Source organism: Actinopolyspora xinjiangensis (genome assembly GCF_900104475.1).
Lineage (GTDB): Bacteria > Actinomycetota > Actinomycetes > Mycobacteriales > Pseudonocardiaceae > Actinopolyspora > Actinopolyspora xinjiangensis.
In genome coordinates, this window is the sequence record NZ_FNJR01000003.1 from 285,272 (window position 1) to 304,984 (window position 19,713).

15 protein-coding genes are annotated in these 19,713 nt (G+C 69.5%); 11 read left to right on the forward strand and 4 right to left on the reverse strand.

Features of this window, described 5'->3' with window-relative positions; genetic code table 11:
• The first annotated feature begins 18 nt into the window (after positions 1 to 18).
• The 5 genes from BLQ75_RS06235 (at position 19) to BLQ75_RS06255 (ending at position 5,515) form a co-directional block, all read left to right on the forward strand.
• Positions 19 to 1,182, forward strand: coding sequence for a dihydrodipicolinate synthase family protein (locus BLQ75_RS06235; protein ID WP_211481195.1), 1,164 nt, complete (start codon positions 19 to 21; stop codon positions 1,180 to 1,182).
• Positions 1,179 to 2,006, forward strand: coding sequence for a sugar phosphate isomerase/epimerase family protein (locus BLQ75_RS06240; RefSeq protein ID WP_092599139.1), 828 nt, complete (start codon positions 1,179 to 1,181; stop codon positions 2,004 to 2,006). The genes BLQ75_RS06235 and BLQ75_RS06240 overlap by 4 nt, the downstream gene beginning before the upstream one ends.
• Before the next feature lie 472 nt (positions 2,007 to 2,478).
• Positions 2,479 to 3,480: a glycerate kinase family protein gene (locus BLQ75_RS06245; RefSeq protein WP_170837355.1), complete on the forward strand. Its 1,002-nt coding sequence runs from the start codon at positions 2,479 to 2,481 to the stop codon at positions 3,478 to 3,480.
• A gap of 144 nt (positions 3,481 to 3,624) precedes the next feature.
• Positions 3,625 to 4,221 carry a TetR/AcrR family transcriptional regulator gene (locus tag BLQ75_RS06250; protein ID WP_092599145.1) on the forward strand — a complete coding sequence of 199 codons (597 nt, stop codon included), beginning with the start codon at positions 3,625 to 3,627 and terminating at the stop codon, positions 4,219 to 4,221.
• Positions 4,222 to 4,303: 82 nt separating this feature from the next.
• A complete protein-coding gene (locus tag BLQ75_RS06255; protein ID WP_092599148.1) occupies positions 4,304 to 5,515 on the forward strand; it encodes an MFS transporter in 1,212 nt (403 codons plus the stop codon).
• Between the two features lie 155 nt (positions 5,516 to 5,670).
• Here BLQ75_RS06255 and BLQ75_RS06260 read toward each other — a convergent pair whose 3' ends face one another.
• The 4 genes from BLQ75_RS06260 to BLQ75_RS06275 form a co-directional block, all read right to left on the reverse strand.
• Positions 5,671 to 8,415, reverse strand: a complete 2,745-nt coding sequence (locus BLQ75_RS06260) for an exo-rhamnogalacturonan lyase family protein (protein ID WP_092599689.1) — start codon at positions 8,413 to 8,415, stop codon at positions 5,671 to 5,673.
• Between the two features lie 210 nt (positions 8,416 to 8,625).
• Positions 8,626 to 8,943, reverse strand: a complete 318-nt coding sequence (locus BLQ75_RS06265) for an L-rhamnose mutarotase (RefSeq protein ID WP_211481196.1) — start codon at positions 8,941 to 8,943, stop codon at positions 8,626 to 8,628.
• 42 nt (positions 8,944 to 8,985) lie between these two features.
• Positions 8,986 to 10,341: an MFS transporter gene (locus tag BLQ75_RS06270; protein ID WP_092599695.1), complete on the reverse strand. Its 1,356-nt coding sequence runs from the start codon at positions 10,339 to 10,341 to the stop codon at positions 8,986 to 8,988.
• 258 nt (positions 10,342 to 10,599) lie between these two features.
• Positions 10,600 to 11,646: a LacI family DNA-binding transcriptional regulator gene (locus BLQ75_RS06275; RefSeq protein ID WP_092599151.1), complete on the reverse strand. Its 1,047-nt coding sequence runs from the start codon at positions 11,644 to 11,646 to the stop codon at positions 10,600 to 10,602.
• Between the two features lie 134 nt (positions 11,647 to 11,780).
• Here BLQ75_RS06275 and rhaI point away from each other — a divergent pair, with 134 nt between their 5' ends.
• The 6 genes from rhaI to BLQ75_RS06305 all read left to right on the forward strand — a co-directional run bounded on the left by rhaI (position 11,781) and on the right by BLQ75_RS06305 (position 19,606).
• On the forward strand, positions 11,781 to 12,947 hold the full coding sequence (gene rhaI, locus BLQ75_RS06280) for an L-rhamnose isomerase (RefSeq protein ID WP_092599154.1): 1,167 nt from the start codon (positions 11,781 to 11,783) through the stop codon (positions 12,945 to 12,947).
• A gap of 34 nt (positions 12,948 to 12,981) precedes the next feature.
• Complete coding sequence (locus tag BLQ75_RS06285; RefSeq protein WP_170837356.1) at positions 12,982 to 15,030, forward strand: bifunctional aldolase/short-chain dehydrogenase; 2,049 nt, start codon at positions 12,982 to 12,984, stop codon at positions 15,028 to 15,030.
• 96 nt (positions 15,031 to 15,126) lie between these two features.
• On the forward strand, positions 15,127 to 16,623 hold the full coding sequence (locus BLQ75_RS06290; RefSeq protein WP_092599160.1) for a rhamnulokinase: 1,497 nt from the start codon (positions 15,127 to 15,129) through the stop codon (positions 16,621 to 16,623).
• A gap of 150 nt (positions 16,624 to 16,773) precedes the next feature.
• The gene (locus BLQ75_RS06295; protein ID WP_092599163.1) at positions 16,774 to 17,511 is read left to right on the forward strand and encodes a (Fe-S)-binding protein; all 738 of its coding nucleotides are present in this window, start codon (positions 16,774 to 16,776) and stop codon (positions 17,509 to 17,511) included.
• On the forward strand, positions 17,508 to 18,962 hold the full coding sequence (locus BLQ75_RS06300) for a LutB/LldF family L-lactate oxidation iron-sulfur protein (protein ID WP_092599166.1): 1,455 nt from the start codon (positions 17,508 to 17,510) through the stop codon (positions 18,960 to 18,962). The genes BLQ75_RS06295 and BLQ75_RS06300 overlap by 4 nt, the downstream gene beginning before the upstream one ends.
• On the forward strand, positions 18,959 to 19,606 hold the full coding sequence (locus BLQ75_RS06305) for a LutC/YkgG family protein (protein ID WP_092599169.1): 648 nt from the start codon (positions 18,959 to 18,961) through the stop codon (positions 19,604 to 19,606). The genes BLQ75_RS06300 and BLQ75_RS06305 overlap by 4 nt, the downstream gene beginning before the upstream one ends.
• The last annotated feature ends 107 nt before the right edge of the window (positions 19,607 to 19,713 follow it).

Below are 19,713 nucleotides of genomic sequence, written 5' to 3' on the forward strand. Positions count from 1 at the left end.
GACTTCGACGAGGTACCCGTGTCGCGCACTATCCAACTCCCCCGCTCGGACGGTTCGCTCCACACACACCACCTGAACGAGCCGACCGACCGACCACTCCCGACGAATCCCCCCAACAGCCGCATCGCCTACGCCGCGGCCCACGTCGTGGCCGACCCGTTCGGGGAGAACACCCCGGGCTCGCCCGCGGCGATCGACTGGGACAGCACCCTGGCCTTTCGCCGGCACCTGTGGGAGTGCGGCCTCGGGGTCGCCGAGGCCATGGACACCGCGCAACGCGGCATGGGCCTCGACTGGGAGGCCACGCGGGAACTGATCCGCCGCAGCGGCGAGGAGGCGGCGCGTGTCGGCGGACGCATCGCGGCGGGTGTGGGCACCGACCACCTCTCCCCCGACGTCACCGATCTCGACGAGCTGGTCACCGGATACCGCGAGCAGCTCGACGTCGCCCAGCGCGCGGGTGCGCGCGTGATCCTGATGGCCAGCAGGCAGCTGGCCGCGGCCGCCACGGGCCCCGCGGATTACCGGCGGGTGTACGACAAGCTGCTGGCCGAGGTGCAGCAACCGGCGATCCTGCACTGGCTCGGTCCGGCGTTCGACCCCAGATTGGAGGGCTACTGGGGGTCGAGCGACATCGACGAGGCGGCCGAGTCACTGCTGGAGATCCTGCACGCGCGGGCGGATCGCGTCGACGGCGTGAAAGTGTCGCTGCTGGACGCCGAACACGAGGTACGACTGCGGGAACGGCTTCCCGAAGGGGTCCGGCTCTACACCGGCGACGACTTCAACTACCCGAGGCTCATCAAGGGGGAGTCGGGCACCTTCAGCGACGCGCTGCTCGGCGTGTTCGCCGCCATCGCCCCCGCCGCGGCGGGGGCGCTGCACGCCCTGGACGAGGGCGACGAAACCGGGTTCGACGAGATCCTGGGGCCCACCGTGCCGCTGGCGCGACAGCTGTTCGCCCACCCCACCTACTACTACAAGACCGGCATCGCCTTCCTTGCCTGGCTGCGCGGCCGGCAACCGGGATTCAGCATGGTCGGCGGCCTGCAGAGCGGACGCAGCGTGGTGCACCTGGCGGAGGTGTTCCGCCTCGCCGACCTGGCCGGGACGTTGCCGGACCCGGAGCTGGCCGCCGACCGCATGCGCTGCCTGCTCGTGACCGCGGGGGTGTCCCGATGACCGAGGACGGTACCGCACGACTGTCGCTGAACCAGAAGACCCTGAACCGCTGCTCCCTGCCCGAGGTCGTCGCGGAATGCGTTCGCACCGGGATCCCGGCCGTGGGCCTGTGGCGCGAACCGGTGCGGGAGTTCGGTCTCACCGAGGCGGCCGAACTGGTGCGCTCGAACGGGCTGCGGGTCTCCTCGCTGTGCCGGGGCGGCTTCCTCACCGCCGACACTTCCGAGGGACGCGCGGAGGCGCTGCGGGACAACCGGCGCGCGATCGACGAGGCCGCCGAACTCGGCGCCGCCTGCCTGGTACTCGTGGTCGGCGGCCTGCCGAACGGTTCCAGGGATCTGGCGGGGGCGCGAGAACGGGTGGCAGACGCGCTGGGTGAGCTGGCCCCCTACGCCGAACGGCACGGAATCCGGCTGGCCCTGGAGGCGCTGCATCCCATGTACTGCGCGGACCGCGCGGTGCTGTCCACCCTCGAACAAGCCCTGGACCTCGCCGAACCGTTCCCGGAGAGCCAGGTCGGCGTGGTGGTCGACACCTTCCACGTGTGGTGGGACCCGAAGCTGTTCGAACAGATCGAACGGGCTGGTACGCGTATCGCCTCGTTCCAGGTCTGCGACTGGCTCACCCCGCTGCCCGCCGACGTGCTGCTGGGCAGGGGGATGATGGGCGACGGCCACATCGACTTCCCACCGATCCGCGAGGCCGTCCACCGGGCGGGCTACACCGGTGACACCGAGGTCGAGATCTTCAACGAGGAGGTCTGGTCCACGCCCTCCGACGAGGTGGTGGACACCATGATCGAACGCTACCTCCGCCTGACATGAGTCCTCTCGTCCCGCTTCTGGAGGAGGTTCGCTTGGCGGAGCCTCCGGCGATGCCTCGCTGCTTTGCCGGAACGGTCGCTCTGTCACTGTGGTCGATTAACCGGTACGTGAGACGGCGCCTCGCGGCGGCGGGCCGCTCTTGAGCAGCGACCTACGCGGTGAGGCGGCCCGGCCTCGCGAGGCGTCCGCCTCACGCAACGGGGCTTAGCGCGCCGCGGCACGCACGGTCCCGCGACCGACACCCCGACTGGACCGAGCCAGCTCGGCTATGCCAACAAGCGGCGCAGCCGCTTACCACCACGCACGCAGCCCGACCACCCGCGGGTTCTCCGGGGAGTGCCTCGCGAGGACGGCCCCGACGTTGTGTAGGTCGCTACCCGATGTCGGGGCACCCGCAGCGAGGCGCCCCCGGAGGTTCCGCCAAACGACCAGCTACGAGAACCGGGACGACATTTCACGACAGGAGGGTTGGATGCGGGTGTTGGCGGCTCCGGACAAGTTCCGCGGCTCCGCGAACGCGGCCGAGGTGGCGAGCGCCATCGCCGACGCGGCGCGGTCGTGCGGACTGGAATGCCTCGAACTGCCGCTTGCCGACGGCGGCGAAGGCACGCTCGACGCGTTCGGTGGCCCCAACCGGTGGTCCGAGGTGACCGGCCCGCTGGGAGAGCGGGTACGAGCGGGCTGGCGTCTCGACCCCGACGGGCGCGCCGTGGTGGAGATGGCCCGCGCCTCGGGGTTGACTCTGGTGGGTGGCGCCGAGGGCAACTCCCCCGAGCGGGCGAGCAGTTCGGGGACGGGTGAGTTGATCGCGGCCGCGCTGCGGGAGGGAGCACAGCGGGTGCTGGTCGGCATGGGTGGTTCGGCGACCACCGACGGCGGCGCCGGAGCGGTGGAGGTGTTGGCACCGTTCGCGCCGCTGAACGGCGGGAACGGTCGCCCCGAGGTGTTGGCCTGCTGCGATGTGGACACCGTGTTCCCGGAGGCGGCGCGGGTGTTCGGCCCGCAGAAGGGTGTCGGCCCGGAACGGATCGAGTACCTGACCGCCCGGCTGCACGAGCTCGCGGCGAGCTACCGCCACCGTTTCGGGGTGGACGTCTCGAGCCTGACCGGCGGCGGGGCCGCCGGTGGACTGGCGGGCGGACTGGCAGCGCTGGGAGCACGGCCGGTGTCCGGTTTCGACACGATCTCCCGCGAGCGGGGACTGCACGCGCTCCTGGACACCGTGGACCTGGTGGTCACCGGGGAGGGCAAGCTCGACCTCGGCTCGTTCGGAGGAAAGGTGGTCGGTGGCGTGGCCCGCGAGGCGTGGCGACACGACGTGGAGGTCCTGGCGGTGGTGGGGACCGCGAGCGCCGAGGCCGCCGAGCTGGTCCCGATTCGGGACGTCTCCGCCGAGTTCGGACGCTGGCGTGCCTGGCACGAGACCACCGAGTGCGTGCGGCGGTGTGTGATCGACCGGTTGACAACGGGCTGAAGGCCGCGACCTCCGGCAACGAGCGTCGCTTCGGCCCGACGACCTCCGGCAAGAGTTCGTTCGTCCGCGAGAGCTCGAATCCTGCTCCTTTCCGTCACGGCCAGTATTGAACAGTTCGATCCAAAAAGATGTTATGGTGTCCGCATGGGACGGCCACGAACGTTCGGCGAGGGGCACGCACTGGAGGCGGCGATGCGCCTCTTCTGGGAGAAGGGATACGAGGCCACATCAACCCAGGAATTGTGCGAAGCCACCGGTCTGGGGCGGAGCAGTATCTACAACACCTTCACGAGCAAGCACGCCCTCTACGTCCGCGCGCTGGAGCACTACCTCGACAGGACGGCGGGCGAGCAACTGGCCATCCTGGAGAACCCGGAGCGGCCGACCGTCTCCCGACTCCGGGACCTGCTCACCGCCATCATCGACACCGAGGAGACCCATCGACGCGAGGGCCGCAACATCGGGTGTCTGGGCGTCAACAGCTCCGTCGAGTTCTCGGGGCGCGACCCCGAGGTGGCCGAGGTGCTCAACCGCGACCTGCGACGACGACTCGAGGTCCTTCGCGAGACCGTCGCGTCCGGCCAGCGTACCGGTGAGATCTCCGGGACACACGAGGCGAAGGAGGTCGCGCTGTTCCTCAACTCCACGATCGCGGGCATGCGCGTCTCGGCCCAGAACGGGGCCGACCGCGCCACCCTGGAGTCCATCGCGACCGTCGCCCTGGAGGCGCTGATCCCCTGAATCGGACACAACCCGAACCGGCGCTCGGTCACGCCCTTATTTTGTTCTGATCAATCCAAAACCGGTGGAGAAAGTGATCACATTGCCACGCGCTGTTTATGTCCTGGCTCTGGGCATCTTCGCCATGGTGACCAGCGAGTTCGTCGTCGCTGGGCTGATGCCGCAGCTGGCGGAGGGGCTCGGTACGACCATTCCGCGAATCGGCTATCTCATCACCGCCTACGCGGTCGCCATGGCCGCCGGAGGCCCCTTCCTGACCGTGGGAGTAATGCGGCTGCGCCCCAAACCCGCCCTGTTCGTCCTCTTCGCCGTGTTCCTGGTCGGTAATTTCCTGGCCGCGCTGGCCACCACCTACGAGGTCATGATGGCCGCGCGCGTCATCACCGGCGTCGCTTCCCAAGCGTTCTTCGGCGTCGCCGTGTCGGCGTGCTCCCAGATGACCCGTGAGGAGGTGCGCGGCCGCGCCATCGGGACGGTCATGAACGGCCTCATGCTCGGCACCCTCCTCGGCCTGCCGATGGCCACCTTCATCGGTGATTACCTGGGCTGGCGCGCCGCGTTCTGGGCCATCACCGTGCTCACCCTGATCGCCGCGGCGGCCACGGCCCTCGGAGTTCCCCACCTGGAGCACGCCGGAGACGACAGCGGCGACTTCCGCCGGGAAGTGCGGGTCCTCAAAAACCCCAAGCTGTGGCTGGTCATCTCCACCAGCACCCTCATCATCGGTGCGACCTTCTCCGCCTTCAGCTACTTCAACCCCATCCTGACCACCGTCACAGGCTTCAGCGAAGGCACCATCCCCGTCCTGCTGGTCGCCTACGGTGCCGCCACCGTGGTCGGCAACAACATCGTCGGGCGGCTCGCGGACCGCTACACCGTCAGCGTCCAGGTCGCCGGACTGGTGCTCAACGCCCTGTTCCTGACAGGGTTCGCGCTCCTGGCCGGATTCAACATCCCCGCCGTGGCGTTCATGCTCGGTATCGGACTGGTCGGCGTCACCATGAACCCCGCCATGACCGCCCGCGTCCAGCGCACCGGCAACGCCAAACCGCTGGTCAACACCGTCCACGCCTCCTTCATCACGCTGGGCATCATCATCGGCTCCTCGGTGGGCGGCATCTTCGTCGGCCACTTCGGCCTACGTGCCCCGCTGTGGCTCGGCGCCGCCCTGGCCGTACTCGGCCTCGTCACCCTCCTGCCAGAACTCGGGCAACGACGTGAACCCCCAAGCCGGGCAACCACCGAACGAACTCCCACCCCCGTAGAACTGATCAGCGCCAAAGACGAGAGCTGAGAAACCACACCACCAAGGAGGCTTCCGAGTGGAAATACCCGGCCCCCCGGAGCACGCGGCACGGCCGAACACCCCCCGGAAACCGTCCGGCCGGAGGCGGTGCGGGGGGGGGACGACAACCGGCGTCGTCCCACCCGCGACCGCGGAGGAGCGGATCAGGGCGCCTCGTCCGGGGCGATGGCCAGCAACGAGACGATCGCCAGGCCACGTTGGGCGGCGTCGTTGGTGCCACAGACGGTGAAGTCGCCGGACTGGTTCTGCGAGCGGTTCGTGGGGATCTCGTCCACCGGCGAGGCCACCGCCGCACCGTCCACCCGAACCGGTTCCGGCCAGGGCCGCCCGTTGGGATCGGAGGTGAAACGCTGCCAACCGCGGCGACGCAGCCACGGCTCGTCCAACTGCTCACCCGCCCACGCGGTCACCCGGGAGTAGATCGTCCCGAACACTCCGGGATCGAAGTCGAACCCGAACCTGTCGATCTTCTCCTCCGCCGGGGCCTGCACGTAGCGGGCGAAGTCCAGCAGGGTCCGCCGGAACTCGGGCACGTCGACGAGGTCGAGCGCCTCCCACAGGATCTGTTCACCGCAGAAGGCCATCGACAGGTTGTAGCCGCCCTCGTAGTCTCCCTTGCCGAGGTTCGTCAGGTGCGCCGTCTCCGGATCGAACCCGACCGCACCACCGGCCTCGCCGGTGAACAGACCTGCCGGGAAAGCGGCGATGTCGCGCATCCCGGTGACGATGCGATCCCGCCAACGGGTGTCACCGGTGCGTTCCCACTCGGTCATCCAGTTGCTGACCAGCGCGTACCAGTCCGGGCCGATGCGCAGTCGCGTCGGCACCCGGTCCTGGGGCTCCAGCACGTTGCGCAGCGGTGGGAGCCGCACCATGGTCCGGTCCGCCCGCAGCGAGGAGCGCATCAGCTCGCCCAGCAGCTCGTCGGCGGTGAGGTAGTAGCAGAACCGCTTGGTGAACGACTCGGAGACCCGTGCCTCCTTGGCACCGCCGCCCCAGTGCGAGACGTTGTGCCGCGAGCCCAGCCCGGCGAAGCGGCCGGTGTGGTGCGTGTCGACCTCGCTGAGGTGCTTGGTCATCGCCCGTGCCAGCCGGAAGGCCTGCGGGTCACCGGAACGCAGGAAGGCGTACCACAGCATCGCGTCGGTGCCGAGCTCACCGTTGTCCCAGGCGTAACCGCCCACGTCGTAACGCCACTCGTGCCGGTCACCGTCGTAGGTGTGCATGACGTCGCCGTGATCCCAGAAGCCGTACCACTGGCGCTGGTCGACCTGTCCCGCGTAGAAGGCGACGTCGCGTTCGAGGGAGTCCTCCAACTCGGCTTTCCGCTCGCTCGTGCGGTCGGGCAGGCTCCACCGGCCGAACACCCCGGCACGGTGATAGCGCTCCGGAGCGGCGACCAGCCTCGGTGGCGAGTCCACCACCTCGGACAGCCGCACCACCCGCTCCCGCGAAGGAGTCGAGTCCAGCGCCCACAACCGCATCTCGGTGGAACGTGCGATCCCCTCCGGTGAACTGAGTCCTTCCTGCACGTCCTCATAGGCCAGTCCCAGCCCGTGTGCCTCGGTGTCGTAGTGCCGCAGATCCATGGCCTCGCCGTGCGGCGAGTAGGACCACAGCGTCACGGTCGCCGTGTCCCCCGCGGCACCGCGAACGTCCAGTGAACGCGGGAACCGCCGCCAGAAGTCGTGCATCCCCACCCCGAGACCGCCGGAGGCACCGCCGACGTAGCCGAACCCGGCGGCCCGGTGCCCCCTGCCCGCGTTCCTGAGCCAGCTCGACTCCGAGGAGGTCCGCTTCCACACCGCGAAGTGCTCGGAGGAGTCCTGGAACAGCGCGAAGTCGTTCCACAGCGCCAGCTTCCGATATCCGCCCCGGACCTCCTCGGACCACTCGGCCGGCGGTGGGGTGGCCTTCCCGGCGTACTGGGCCCGCCGCACCGCCTCGCCGGGATCACGCCGCAGGCCGGTCAGCACCCGCACCGGCTCACCCCACACACCCCCGGTGGCGGTGCCGAACCGGACATGGCGGTTGTGGGCGTCGTCGGTCATCGGCACCCCGAGCCGCAGCCCCATGCCGCGCACGAAGACGTGCCCGCTGTCGGCGTCCCAGTAGAAGTTGTGCACCAGACTCATCGACTCGTCACCCGAGGCGAGGTAGACCCGCATACTCCAGGGCAGCATCTTCCGACCGCCGGCACCACGATTGCGGCCGTGGTCCCGCCGGTAGCGCCCGGAGAGCTTGACCACCGCGCGCACCGGTCCGCGTTGTTCGATCTCGGCCTCCTCGACCACCCCGGACCACTCGGTCCGACGTGGTTCGGCGTGTTCGCCGTCCGGGCGGTCCTGCACGAGCAGCGCCAGCCTGCCGTTCTCGGCCGTCACCCGCTCACCGCGCCGAACCGACCGGATCGCTTGTGGACCCCGGCGGCCCAACCTGACCTCGACCGTGCCGTTGGTCAGCCGTATCTCGTCGCCGTGCTCGGACACGCGCACCGCGTCATCGGGCGCGGCGGGTTCACCGGGTGCGAGACGGTAACCATCCGCGGCGGCGCCCGCCGCCACGGCGTGACCGCTCCACTTGAGCGTGCCGTCCGGCCAGTAGGCCAACGGCCAGGACTGCACGGGAACCGGATCACCGTCCGCTGTGGTCAGGGCGAACGGGGTGTCCGCCGAGACCTTCCCACGCGGCCACGGCACACCCCATGCCGTGGTGGTCGGCGCGGCCGGGGCCCTGCCGAGCCAGTGCAGCTCGGTGGGTTCACCGGACTCACCATCACCCTGCGGTGAGGCGCCCGCCTCGGCACCGCGGGTCAGAAACGGGGTCGCGGCCGTCACCCCGGCCCCGGCCAGAAAACCACGACGGGCGAATTCGGAACTCGCTGACACGAACAACCTCCGAACGACGATCTGGGATGTCGCTGAATCTCGAGGAACGGGTGGCGCACTCGCTCGCGAAACCGTGGCTGGGGCTCTCGAAGTGCCGCGAACGCACCGGGTGGACCAATCGGCCCGTCGGGATCCTTCCCCGACGGGGAACGGAAGAACTGTTTCGGGAACGGTCGAAACGGAACTCCCCGGTACGGGCCGGGGAACCGGTCAGTCGAGGTGGAAGACCTCCTCCAGGCCGATCATCGCCTGGTCAGGATCGGCACCGTCGGTGTCGGCGAAGAACTCGGCCATCTCGGCCTGCCACAGCCGGTTGACCTCGGTGCGTGCCATGGCCTCCTTGGCTGCCTCGAAGTCCTCGCACTCCAGATAGCCCACCAGCAGCCCGTCCTGGCGCAGGAACAACGAGTAGTTGTGCCATCCGGCCTCGGACAGCGCGCGGCGCATGCTCGGCCACACGTCACGATGACGCTGCCGGTACTCGTCCATTCGCTCCGGTTTCACACGCAGCACGAAGCACACTCGCACGGCCTCTCCTCTCGACGACGTCCGATGGTTGGACCGGGATCCTCACCGGTCGGTGGCAGCGGTACCGGTGACGAGCTCCCCACTCGGGTATCGCTGCCAGCCACCGCTGGTCTCGATCTCCTCCAGCGTCCTTCCCTCCGTCCGAGGGCCGAACACCGTGCCGATCACCCCGCTGACGAACAGGAAACCGGCCAGGATGAACGCCAGGTTCCGGAAGCCGGTGGCGGTCACCAGCGGCACGAAGAAGCTCCAGACCCCCAGGGCTATGCGCACCACCGCGAACATCAGGCCCTGCGCGGTACTACGCAGCCTGGTGGGGAACAACTCACCGGACCACAGCTGGAAGAAGTGCTGGGCTCCAAAACCCCCGCCGATGCCGATGGCGAGGATGTAGCCCAGCGCGGTCGTGAAGTTCAGCGGCAGCAGCGCCAGGAACAGCACACCGATCATCTGAATCAGTGAGGACAGCGCGAACAACAATCTGCGGTTGATCCGGTCGTTGAGCGGCATGAAGACCAGACCGGTGAACAGCGCCACCAGCAGGAAGTACAACGACTGCAGGCCGACGCTGGCCGCTTCGCTCTGACTTCCGAACACCTGCAGCAGGTAGGGGTAGTAGAACCCGTTGGTCCCGGCGAAGAGGTTCCAGATGCCGTACATGCCGATCAAAAACAGCATGGTGGGCAGTGCCCGCCGGGACAGCAGGGGGCGGAGACCGTCGATCCACCGGAGACCTCCGGAGGAACCGGACGCGGCCGCTCCGGTGGCGACTTCGCGTTTCCACCGGGCGGATTCCCCCACACCGTGGCGCATCCACCAGGTCACCAGAGCGACCAGGAACAGGTGCGCGAACAGCAGTCTTATTCCCAGCATGCCCAGCGGTTGCAGCGCCAGTCCCAGCAACAGGGTCACCACCGGCCCCAGCGACCACAGCACCTGGGCCAGCGCGCCGAACTTGCCGCGACTGCCCGCCGGGGAGAACTCGGTGATCAGGCTCCACGAGGCGGGGATGTCGGCACCGACGGTCAGCCCCACGATGACGTAGCCGACGAACAGCATCGGAGTGTTGACCGCGAAGATGATCCACAGCGTGCCGAACATGTAGAGCAGCAGGTCGTAGGCGTAGATCTTCTTGCGGCCGTACTTGTCGCAGACGTAGCCGCCGATCAACGCTCCCACACCCGCCGAGATCGCGTTGGAGCTGAACGCGCCCAGCAGCCCCACCGTGCTCTCGGAGAGGTCGAACGCTCGCACCCACAGCCCGAGTCCCACCGATCCGGCCACGATGGATCCGGCGTCGATGTAGCCCGCCATGGCCGCGACGAACGACCACTTCCAGAACTGCCGGGACGTGGCGTCCTCACTGGGGTCGGCCACCCCGGAACCCGCTGACGTCATCTCACAGACCTCTTCGACCTCGTCCCACGCACACCGAACGGGCCGCGCCGCGAAAACCACCACGGCTTTCCAGGCCGATTCGATGAAACGTTTTATAGAGCGAGACCGTAGAGCCGGAGTGTGGCCCAGTCAACACCCCGGCGACGTCTCGGCAACGCGGCCGGGAAACCACGGGGCGCGACGAGACCGAGAACGCACCCCACGAGACCGGAGCCTCCACCAGCACCGAAGCCGATCCCCACGAGGAGGGGCGAACCCTCACTCCCGACGAGGCAGGGTGGAGCGCCGGACGATGAGTTCGGGAGGATAGATCACGCTCTCGTGCTCGTGCTCGCGGCCGCCCTCCGTCTCGCGCAACAGCAGCTCGGCCGCGGTGGCCCCCATCCGCTCGGCGGGCTGGCGCACCGAGGTCAGGGGGACGGCGGCGGCCTCGGCGAACTCGATGTCGTCGTAGCCGACCAGGGCGAGGTCCTCGGGGACGCGGACCCCGGCGTCGAACATGGCCTGCAACAATCCCAGGGCCAGCAGGTCGTTGGCGCAGAAGACGGCGGTGGGGCGCGGGCGCAACCCGAGCAGCCGGGCCCCGGCGTCCCGCCCGGAGGCGACGTCGAGCCTGGTGGTCTCCAGCACCGTCAGAGCCTCCGGCGGCAGCCCGGTCGCCGCCACGGCGCGCCGGGCCCCCACGAGCCGATCGGTGCACTGCGCCAGGTGGGACGGGCCGCTGATGTAGGCCACACGCTCGTGACCGGCCTCGACGAGGTGGCGCATCGCCAGCTCACCCCCGGCGACGTCGTCGACCGAGACCGAACAGGCGTCGTCGCTGTCGACCACCCGGTCGACGAACACGTAGGGAATGCCGTGGCGGCGGAAGGCGAGCAGGTTCGATCCGGTGGTGTCCGCCGGGGTCACGAGCACGCCGCGCACCCGTTGCTCGGCGAACATGGACAGGTAGAGCGACTCCGCGTCCGGGTCCTGCGCGCTGTGGCACATCATGACCCCCAGCTCGTGCTCGCGCGCCGCCCGCTCGGCACCCCGGGAGAGCGCGACGAAGAACGGGTTGCCGATGTCGAGCACCAGCAGCGCCACCATGCGGCTGTCCCCCGAGCGCAGCTGGCGCGCCGATTCGCTCCGCACGTAGCCGAGCTCGTCGATGACCGCGCGGACCCGCGACCGGGTGTCGGCCGAGACGCGGTCCGGCCGGTTGAGCGCGTTGGAGACGGTCCCGATGGAAACACCCGCCCGGTGGGCGACGTCCTTGATGCTGACCTCTCCGGTTCTGCGGTTGCTGCCCGCGGTTGGCACCACGCCTCCCTTGACTCGGCTACACCCCCATCCTATCCTTCGCTTGAATGAAACGTTTCATTTCAATCGTTCATGATCGCGCATCTCGCGTGTCACTCCCTCACCCGACCGCCGCCTGAACATCGGAGCAACCAGCAATGCCGGACGAGAACGCCGTCAAGGCGGCCCTGAAGGACCAACGCATCGAGACCCCCTCCTGGGCGTACGGCAACTCCGGAACCCGGTTCAAGGTCTTCCCCCAGCCGGGGGTCCCCCGAAATCCGTACGAGAAGCTCGAGGACGCCGCCCGGGTACACGCCCACACCGGTGTGGCGCCGAGCGTGGCACTACACATTCCCTGGGACCGGGTGGACGACTACGCCGCGCTGGCCGACCACGCCACCGAACTCGGGCTGCGCGTCGGGGCGATCAACCCGAACGTCTTCCAGGACGACGACTACATGCTCGGCAGCGTGTGCAACCCCGATCCCGCCGTCCGCGAGAAGGCCGTCGCGCAGATCCTGGACTGCGTCGACATCATGGACCGCACGGGCTCGGAGATCCTGAGCCTGTGGTTCGCCGACGGCACCAACTACCCCGGGCAGGATTCGCTGGCCGCCCGCCAGGAACGGCTCTCCGAGGCGCTGGACACGATCTACCGCCGGCTGGGCGAGCACCAGCGGATGCTGCTGGAGTACAAGTTCTTCGAACCCGCCTTCTACGCCACCGACGTACCCGACTGGGGAACCTCCTTCGCGCACTGCACCGACCTCGGCCCGCGCGCGCGGGTGCTGGTGGACACCGGGCACCACGCGCCGGGAACCAACATCGAGTTCATCGTCGCCACGCTGCTGCGACGGTCCAAGCTGGGCGGTTTCCACTTCAACAGCAGGTTCTACGCCGACGACGACCTCATGGTCGGAGCCGCCGATCCCTTCCAGCTCTTCCGCATCATGCACGAGATCGTCCGGGCGGGCGCGCTCGAACACGGCGCGGGCATCGCGTTCATGCTCGACCAGTGCCACAACATCGAGCCGAAGATTCCCGCCATGATCCGTTCCGTACTCAACGTCCAGGAGGCCACCGCCAAGGCCCTGCTCGTCGACGACGAGGCGCTGACGGCGGCGCAACGGGCCGGTGACGTGCTGGGCGCCAACGAGGTGCTGATGGACGCCTACAACTGCGACGTGCGACCGCTGCTGCGGGAGGTCCGCCGGGAGATGGGCGTCGAGCCCGACCCGAGCGCCGCCTACCGCGCCTCCGGCCACCAGGAGAAGCTGGCCGCCGAACGGCAGGGCGGTCAACAGGCGGGCTGGGGCGCGTGAGCCACCCTCTGCCGGACACGAAAGGACGAACTCCTTGTACGAGCAACCTCCCGGGAGCGTGACCGCCGAACTGCTGGAACGGTCCCACCGGCTCGGCGCGGACCCCCGCAACACCAACTACGCGGGCGGCAACACCTCGGCCAAGGCAACCGGTCACGACCCGGTCACCGCCGAACCGGAACGGTTGATGTGGGTCAAGGGGTCCGGCGGTGACCTGGGCACACTCTCCGAGTCCGGGCTGGCCGTGCTGCGACTGGAGCGGATGCGGGCGCTGACCCGGGTGTATCCGGGTGTCGAGCGCGAGGACGAGATGGTGGCGGCCCTGGACCACTGTCTGTACGGCAAGGGCGGTGCCGCGCCCTCGATCGACACCGCGATGCACGGACTGGTCGAGGCCGAGCACGTCGACCACCTGCACCCCGACGCGGGCATCGCCCTGGCCACCGCGGCGGACGGCCCGAGACTGACCGAGGAGTGCTTCGGCGACAGGGTGGTGTGGGTTCCGTGGCGCCGCCCCGGGTTCCAGCTCGGCCTGGACATCGCCGAGATACGGAACCGGCACCCGAGGGCGGTCGGGGTGATCCTCGGCGGCCACGGCATCACCGCCTGGGGCGAGACGAGCCAGGAGTGCGAACGCAACTCGCTGTGGATCATCCGCACCGCGGAGGAGTTCCTGGCCGAACGGGGAAGTCCCGAACCGTTCGGCGCCGTGGTACCCGCCAACGAGGCACTGCCGGACGCCGAACGACGCGCCCGGGCCGCCGCGCTCGCCCCGGTGATCCGTGGCCTGGTCTCCACCGACCACACGCAGGTGGGTCACTACGACGACCGGAGCGAGGTGCTGGACTTCCTGGCGAGGGAGAAGCACCCGGAGCTGGCCGAACTCGGCACCTCCTGCCCCGATCACTTCCTGCGCACCAAGGTACGTCCCCTGGTGGTCGACCTGCCTCCCACCGCACCGCTGGAGGAGGTGACCGAACGGCTGCGGGAGCTGCACGCCTCCTACCGGCGGCGCTACAGCGAGTACTACCACCGCCACGCCGAGGCCGACTCGCCCGCGATGCGAGGGGCGGACCCGGCGATCGTCCTGGTGCCGGGGGTGGGCATGTTCTCCTTCGGCAAGGACAAGCAGACCGCCCGGGTGGCCGGGGAGTTCTACGTCAACGCGATCAACGTGATGCGCGGCGCCGAAGCGGTCTCACGGTACCGGCCGATCGAGGAGTCCGAGAAGTTCCGCATCGAGTACTGGGCGCTGGAGGAGGCCAAGCTCGCCCGCATGCCCGCCCCGAAACCGCTGGCCGGGCGGGTCGCGGTGATCACCGGCGGCGGTTCGGGGATCGGCAGGGCCACCGCTCGCCGACTCAACGCCGAGGGTGCCTGCGTGGTGCTGGCCGACCGGGACACCGACTCGGCCGAGGAGCTGGCCGCCGAACTCGGTGGCTCGGACAGGGCCGTGGCCGTCGGTGTCGACGTCACCGACGAGTCCGAGGTCGGTGAACTGTTCGCGACCGCGGCGCGCGCCTTCGGCGGCGTGGATCTGGTGGTCAACAACGCCGGGATGTCCATCTCCAAACCACTGCTGGAAACGACGGCCGAGGACTGGGACGTCCAGCACGACGTGATGGCGCGGGGTTCCTTCCTGGTCTCCCGGGAAGCCGCTCGCACCATGACCGCCGCGGGACAGGGCGGGGACATCGTCTACGTCGCCAGCAAGAACTCGGTCTTCGCCGGGCAGAACAACGTGGCTTACGGCGCCACCAAAGCCGACCAGGCGCACCAGGTGCGGCTGCTGGCGGCCGAACTCGGTGAGCGGGGCATCCGCGTCAACGGCGTCAACCCGGACGGTGTGGTGCGCGGCTCGGGGATCTTCGCCGGTGGATGGGGCGCACAGCGGGCGGCCCACTACGGGGTGCGGGAAAGCGAGCTCGGCGAGTTCTACGCGCGGCGCACGCTGCTCAAGCGGGAGGTGCTGCCCGAACACGTGGCAGCGGCGGTGTTCGCGCTGGTGGGCGGCGACCTGAGCCACACGACCGGAACGCACGTGCCGGTCGACAGCGGGGTTCCCGCCGCCTTCCTGCGTTGACGGGGCTCTTCCGGTGGCGCGGCGGCGTCACCGGAGACCACCCGCCCGGCCCCGCACCGCCGGCCACCCACCGAGACCTCCGGGGACGAGACCGCTATGACGAGCAACGACTTCAACTGCGCCGCTGTCGACCTGGGCGCCTCCAGCGGCCGCGTGGTGCTGGGCCGGGTAGGCGACGGCCTGCTGGAACTGACCGAACTGCACCGGTTCCCGAACAACCCGGTCGCGGACGGTTCCGGTCCGCGCTGGGACATCACCGCGATCCACCGCGAAACGCTGGCCGGGCTGCGCGGTGCCGCCGAGTACGAGCCGTCCTCGGTGGGCATCGACAGCTGGGCGGTGGACTACGGCCTGCTGGACGGGGACGGCACCCTGCTCGCCGAGCCACGTCACCACCGGGATCCCAGGAACGCGGCGATGATCGAGCGGGTGCGGGAGCGGATCGACGACGGCGAACTCTACCGGACCACCGGACTGCAGCGGCTTCCCATCAACACGCTGTACCAGCTCGTCGCTTCCCTGGAGGAAGGTGAACTGGACTCGGCGGAAACCCTGCTGCTCATTCCCGACCTGTTGAACTACTGGCTCACCGGGGAGATCGGCGCGGAGGTCACCAACGCCTCCACCACCCAGCTGTTCGACGTCCGACGTGGAGAGTGGGCCCACGACCTCGCCCGACGGCTGGAGCTGCCCGCCCACCTGCTCCCACCGCTGCGCTCCCCCGGTGAGGTGGTGGGCAGACCGCTGGGTGAGGTCACCGCGCGCACCGGACTCCCCTCCTCGGTGCCGGTGACGGCCGTCGCCTCGCACGACACCGCCTCGGCGGTGGTGGCCGTTCCCGCCACCACCAGCCGGTTCGCCTACATCTCCTGCGGCACGTGGTCGCTGGTGGGGCTGGAGCTCGACTCCCCGGTGCTGACCGAACGCTCCCGCGCGGCGAACGTGACAAACGAACGCGGCATCGACGGCACCACCCGCTACCTGCGCAACACCATGGGACTGTGGTTGCTACAGGAGTGCCTGCGCCGCTGGCGGGAACGCGGCTTCCGGGCCGACTTGGCGGAACTGCTCGAAGGCGCGGCCCGCCAGCCCGCGTTCCGCAGCGTGCTCGACACCGACGACCCCGCCTTCATCGCGCCGCAGGACATGCCCACCGCCATAGGCCGGGCCTGTTCCGAGGCCGGCGAGCCCGTGCCGGAGAGCCCGGAGGCCACGGTGCGGTGCGTGCTGGAGAGCCTGGCGCTGGCCCACCGCAGAACGGTGCGAAATGTGGCGGAGCTGGCCGACCGGGATGTCGAGATCGTCCACCTGGTCGGCGGTGGCAGCCGCAACGAGCTGTTGTGCTCGCTCACCGCCGACGCCTGTGGGCTCCCGGTGGTGGCGGGTCCGGCCGAGGCCACCGCGCTGGGCAACGTGCTGGTCCAGGCACGCGCGCACGGCGTGGTCGGTGACCGGTCAGAGCTGCGCCGACTCGTGGCCACCACGCAGCCGTCGCGGCGGTTCGAACCGGGCGGGCCCGCCAACCAGTGGGACGCCGTGGACCGCCGCGTCCCTGATCGCGCCCGAACCGTGGGGCGTGCGACAGTCGACTGAGGAACCGGCCCCGGATCCGGGTACCGGCCCGTGGCCGAGTGCGGTCCCCGGAACCGGCGACAGGACCTCGCCGTGCTCGGGCACCGACCGGTACCCGTGTACCCGTACGCGAGTGCCGCCCCGGGGCTTACCAGGAGGGAAACCGCTGTTATGCGAGTAGCGCTGTTCGCGACCTGTCTCGGGGATACGCTGTTTCCGGACGCGGTGCGCGCCACGTTGCGGGTGCTCGAACGGCTGGGATGCCAGGTGGACTTCCCGACGGGGCAGACCTGCTGCGGCCAGATGCACACCAACACCGGCTATCACGAGCAGGCCGTGCCCGCGGTGCGCGCTTTCGTCTCGGCGTTCGACGGGTACGACCACGTCGTGGCTCCCTCGGGATCATGCGTGGGGTCGATCCGGCACCAGCACGGCATCGTGGCCGAGCACGGCGGGGGTCGGAAACTGGCGGAGGCGGTCGAGCGAGTCTCGCCCCGCGTCTACGAACTGTCCGAGTTCCTCGTGGACGTGCTCGGAGTGACCGATGTGGGGGCTTACTTCCCCCATCGGGTGACCTACCACCCCACCTGTCACTCGCTGCGGATGCTGCGGGTGGGTGACAAACCGCGACGACTACTGCGGGCGGTGCGCGGCATCCGGTTGATCGAGTTGTCCGAGGCCGAGCAGTGCTGCGGTTTCGGCGGCACCTTCGCTCTGAAGAACCCGGACGTGTCCGTGGCGATGGGCGCAGACAAGACCAGGCACGTCCGCGAGACCGGAGCCGAGGTCCTGTGCGCGGGGGACAGTTCCTGCCTGATGCACATCGGCGGGCTGCTCAACAGGCGACGCGAGGGAATCCGCACGATGCACCTGGCCGAGATCCTCGCGAGCACCGAGGAGGAACGATGAGCGGAGTCGACCTGGGGATGCCCTCGTTCCCGGACGCGGCACGCCGGGCGGTACGCGACGCCCAACTGCGCCACAACCTCGGCAAGGCGACGAACACCATCCGGAACAAGCGCGCCGCGGTGGTCGGCGAGCTCGACGACTGGGAACAGCTGCGCGCCTCGGGCGCGGCGATCAAGACGCACACGCTGAGCAATCTGGACAGTTACCTGGAGCGGTTCGAGTCAGCGGTGACGGCGGCGGGCGGAACGGTGCACTGGGCCCGCGACGCGGCCGAGGCCAACCGCATCGTCACCGAGCTCGTCCTCGAGACAGGGGAGACCGAGGCGGTCAAGGTCAAGTCCATGGCCACCCAGGAGATCGGGCTCAACGAGGCACTCTCCTCCGCCGGGATATCGGCCTGGGAGACGGACCTGGCCGAGCTGATCGTCCAGCTGGACGAGGACCGGCCCAGCCACATCCTGGTACCGGCCATCCACCGCAACCGTTCCGAGATACGCGAGATCTTCCGCCGCGAGATGGCGGGCAGCGGCACCCCCGCTCCCGCTGATCTCACCGACGATCCGGTACAGCTGGCCGAGGCGGCCCGCCACCACCTCCGGGACAAGTTCCTCCGGGCCAGGGTCGCCATCTCGGGAGCGAACTTCGCCGTGGCCGAGACCGGCGGCCTCGTGGTGGTCGAGTCCGAGGGCAACGGGCGGATGTGCCTGACCATGCCCGAACACCTGATCAGCGTGGTCGGCATCGAGAAGATCGTCCCGACCTGGCGGGACCTCGAGGTGTTCCTGCAGCTGCTGCCCCGATCGAGCACCGGCGAGCGGATGAACCCCTACACCTCCGTCCTCAATGGTGTCACCGCCGGTGACGGGCCGAGCGACTTCCACGTGGTGCTGTTGGACAACGGTCGCAGCGAGGCGCTGGCAGACGAGATCGGCAGCCAGGCACTGCGCTGCATCCGCTGCTCGGCCTGCCTCAACGTCTGCCCGGTGTACGAACGGACCGGCGGGCACGCCTACGGTTCGGTGTACCCGGGACCGATCGGGGCCGTGCTGACGCCGCAGCTGTACGGCGTGGAGTCCGAGGACACGGCTTCGCTGCCGTACGCGTCCACGTTGTGCGGAGCCTGCTACGACGTCTGCCCGGTGGCCATCGAGATCCCCGAACTGCTGGTGCACCTGCGCAACAGGACGGTGCGGCAGCGGAAGGGCTGGGTCGACCGGCTCACGAAGACCGCCATGCGGGCGATGGGGTGGGTGTTCGGTGACAGCGGGCGTCTGGCACGGGCCCAGCGGGTGGCCTCGCTCGGCGGTGGATTGTTCGGCGAACGGGGGGTCGGCAGACTGCCGTGGCCGCTCTCGCGGTGGACCGACGCGCGCGACGCTCCCACCCCGCCCGCCGAGTCCTTCCGGCAGTGGTGGGAGCGGACCAGGACGAGCGATGAGGACCGGCGATGAACCGAGCTTCCCGTGACGGACGACGGGCGGTGCTCGACTCCGTGCGTGCCGCACTGGGCGGTGGGAAACGAACCCCGGCGGAGTCGATACCCCGGGAGTACCGCCGACAGCGTCCTGTCGACTCGCCTCCCGAGCTGTTCCGCGAGCGGGTCGCCGACTACCGCGCGGAGGTGCGCGCCGCAGACTCCGCCGGAGTCCCGGAAACAGTGCTGCGGATCCTGGAACACGCGGCGGCCGGCCGGGTGGTGCTTCCGGAGGGGCTGCCCGCCACCTGGGTGGAGCCGTTGGTCGAGCGGTACGAGACGTTCGACGACCGGCCCCCGCTGCCGACGACGACCCTGGAAGGGGTGGACGCGGTGGTGACCACGTGCACGGTGGCCATCGCCTCCACCGGGACGATCGTGCTGGACCACGGTCCCGGTCAGGGTCGGAGAGCGTTGACGCTGCTTCCCGACACGCACGTGTGCCTCGTCCCCTCCTCTCGAATCGTCGACGACGTGCCCGCCGCGCTGGCCGCACTCGATCCGGGCAGACCGATGACCTTCGTCAGCGGTCCCTCCGCCACCAGCGACATCGAGCTGGAGCGCGTGGAGGGGGTACACGGCCCTCGAAACCTCCACGTCGTCATCGTCGACGACGCCTGACCGGCTGGCGGGAGCGGCACGATCCCCTCACGGGTGATCTCGTGCCGCTTCTCGGGCGGGGAGTTCTCGCCCGAGACGGCGCGCTGACTACTCCGTCCGGATTCTTC

Coding starts and splice junctions, on each gene's coding strand:
- BLQ75_RS06240 (WP_092599139.1), top strand. CDS start 1,179: ATGACCGAGGACGGTACCGCACGACTGTCGCTGAACCAGAAGACCCTG.
- BLQ75_RS06245 (WP_170837355.1), top strand. CDS start 2,479: ATGCGGGTGTTGGCGGCTCCGGACAAGTTCCGCGGCTCCGCGAACGCG.
- BLQ75_RS06250 (WP_092599145.1), top strand. CDS start 3,625: ATGGGACGGCCACGAACGTTCGGCGAGGGGCACGCACTGGAGGCGGCG.
- BLQ75_RS06270 (WP_092599695.1), bottom strand. CDS start 10,341: ATGACGTCAGCGGGTTCCGGGGTGGCCGACCCCAGTGAGGACGCCACG.
- rhaI (WP_092599154.1), top strand. CDS start 11,781: ATGCCGGACGAGAACGCCGTCAAGGCGGCCCTGAAGGACCAACGCATC.
- BLQ75_RS06290 (WP_092599160.1), top strand. CDS start 15,127: ATGACGAGCAACGACTTCAACTGCGCCGCTGTCGACCTGGGCGCCTCC.
- BLQ75_RS06295 (WP_092599163.1), top strand. CDS start 16,774: ATGCGAGTAGCGCTGTTCGCGACCTGTCTCGGGGATACGCTGTTTCCG.
- BLQ75_RS06300 (WP_092599166.1), top strand. CDS start 17,508: ATGAGCGGAGTCGACCTGGGGATGCCCTCGTTCCCGGACGCGGCACGC.
- BLQ75_RS06305 (WP_092599169.1), top strand. CDS start 18,959: ATGAACCGAGCTTCCCGTGACGGACGACGGGCGGTGCTCGACTCCGTG.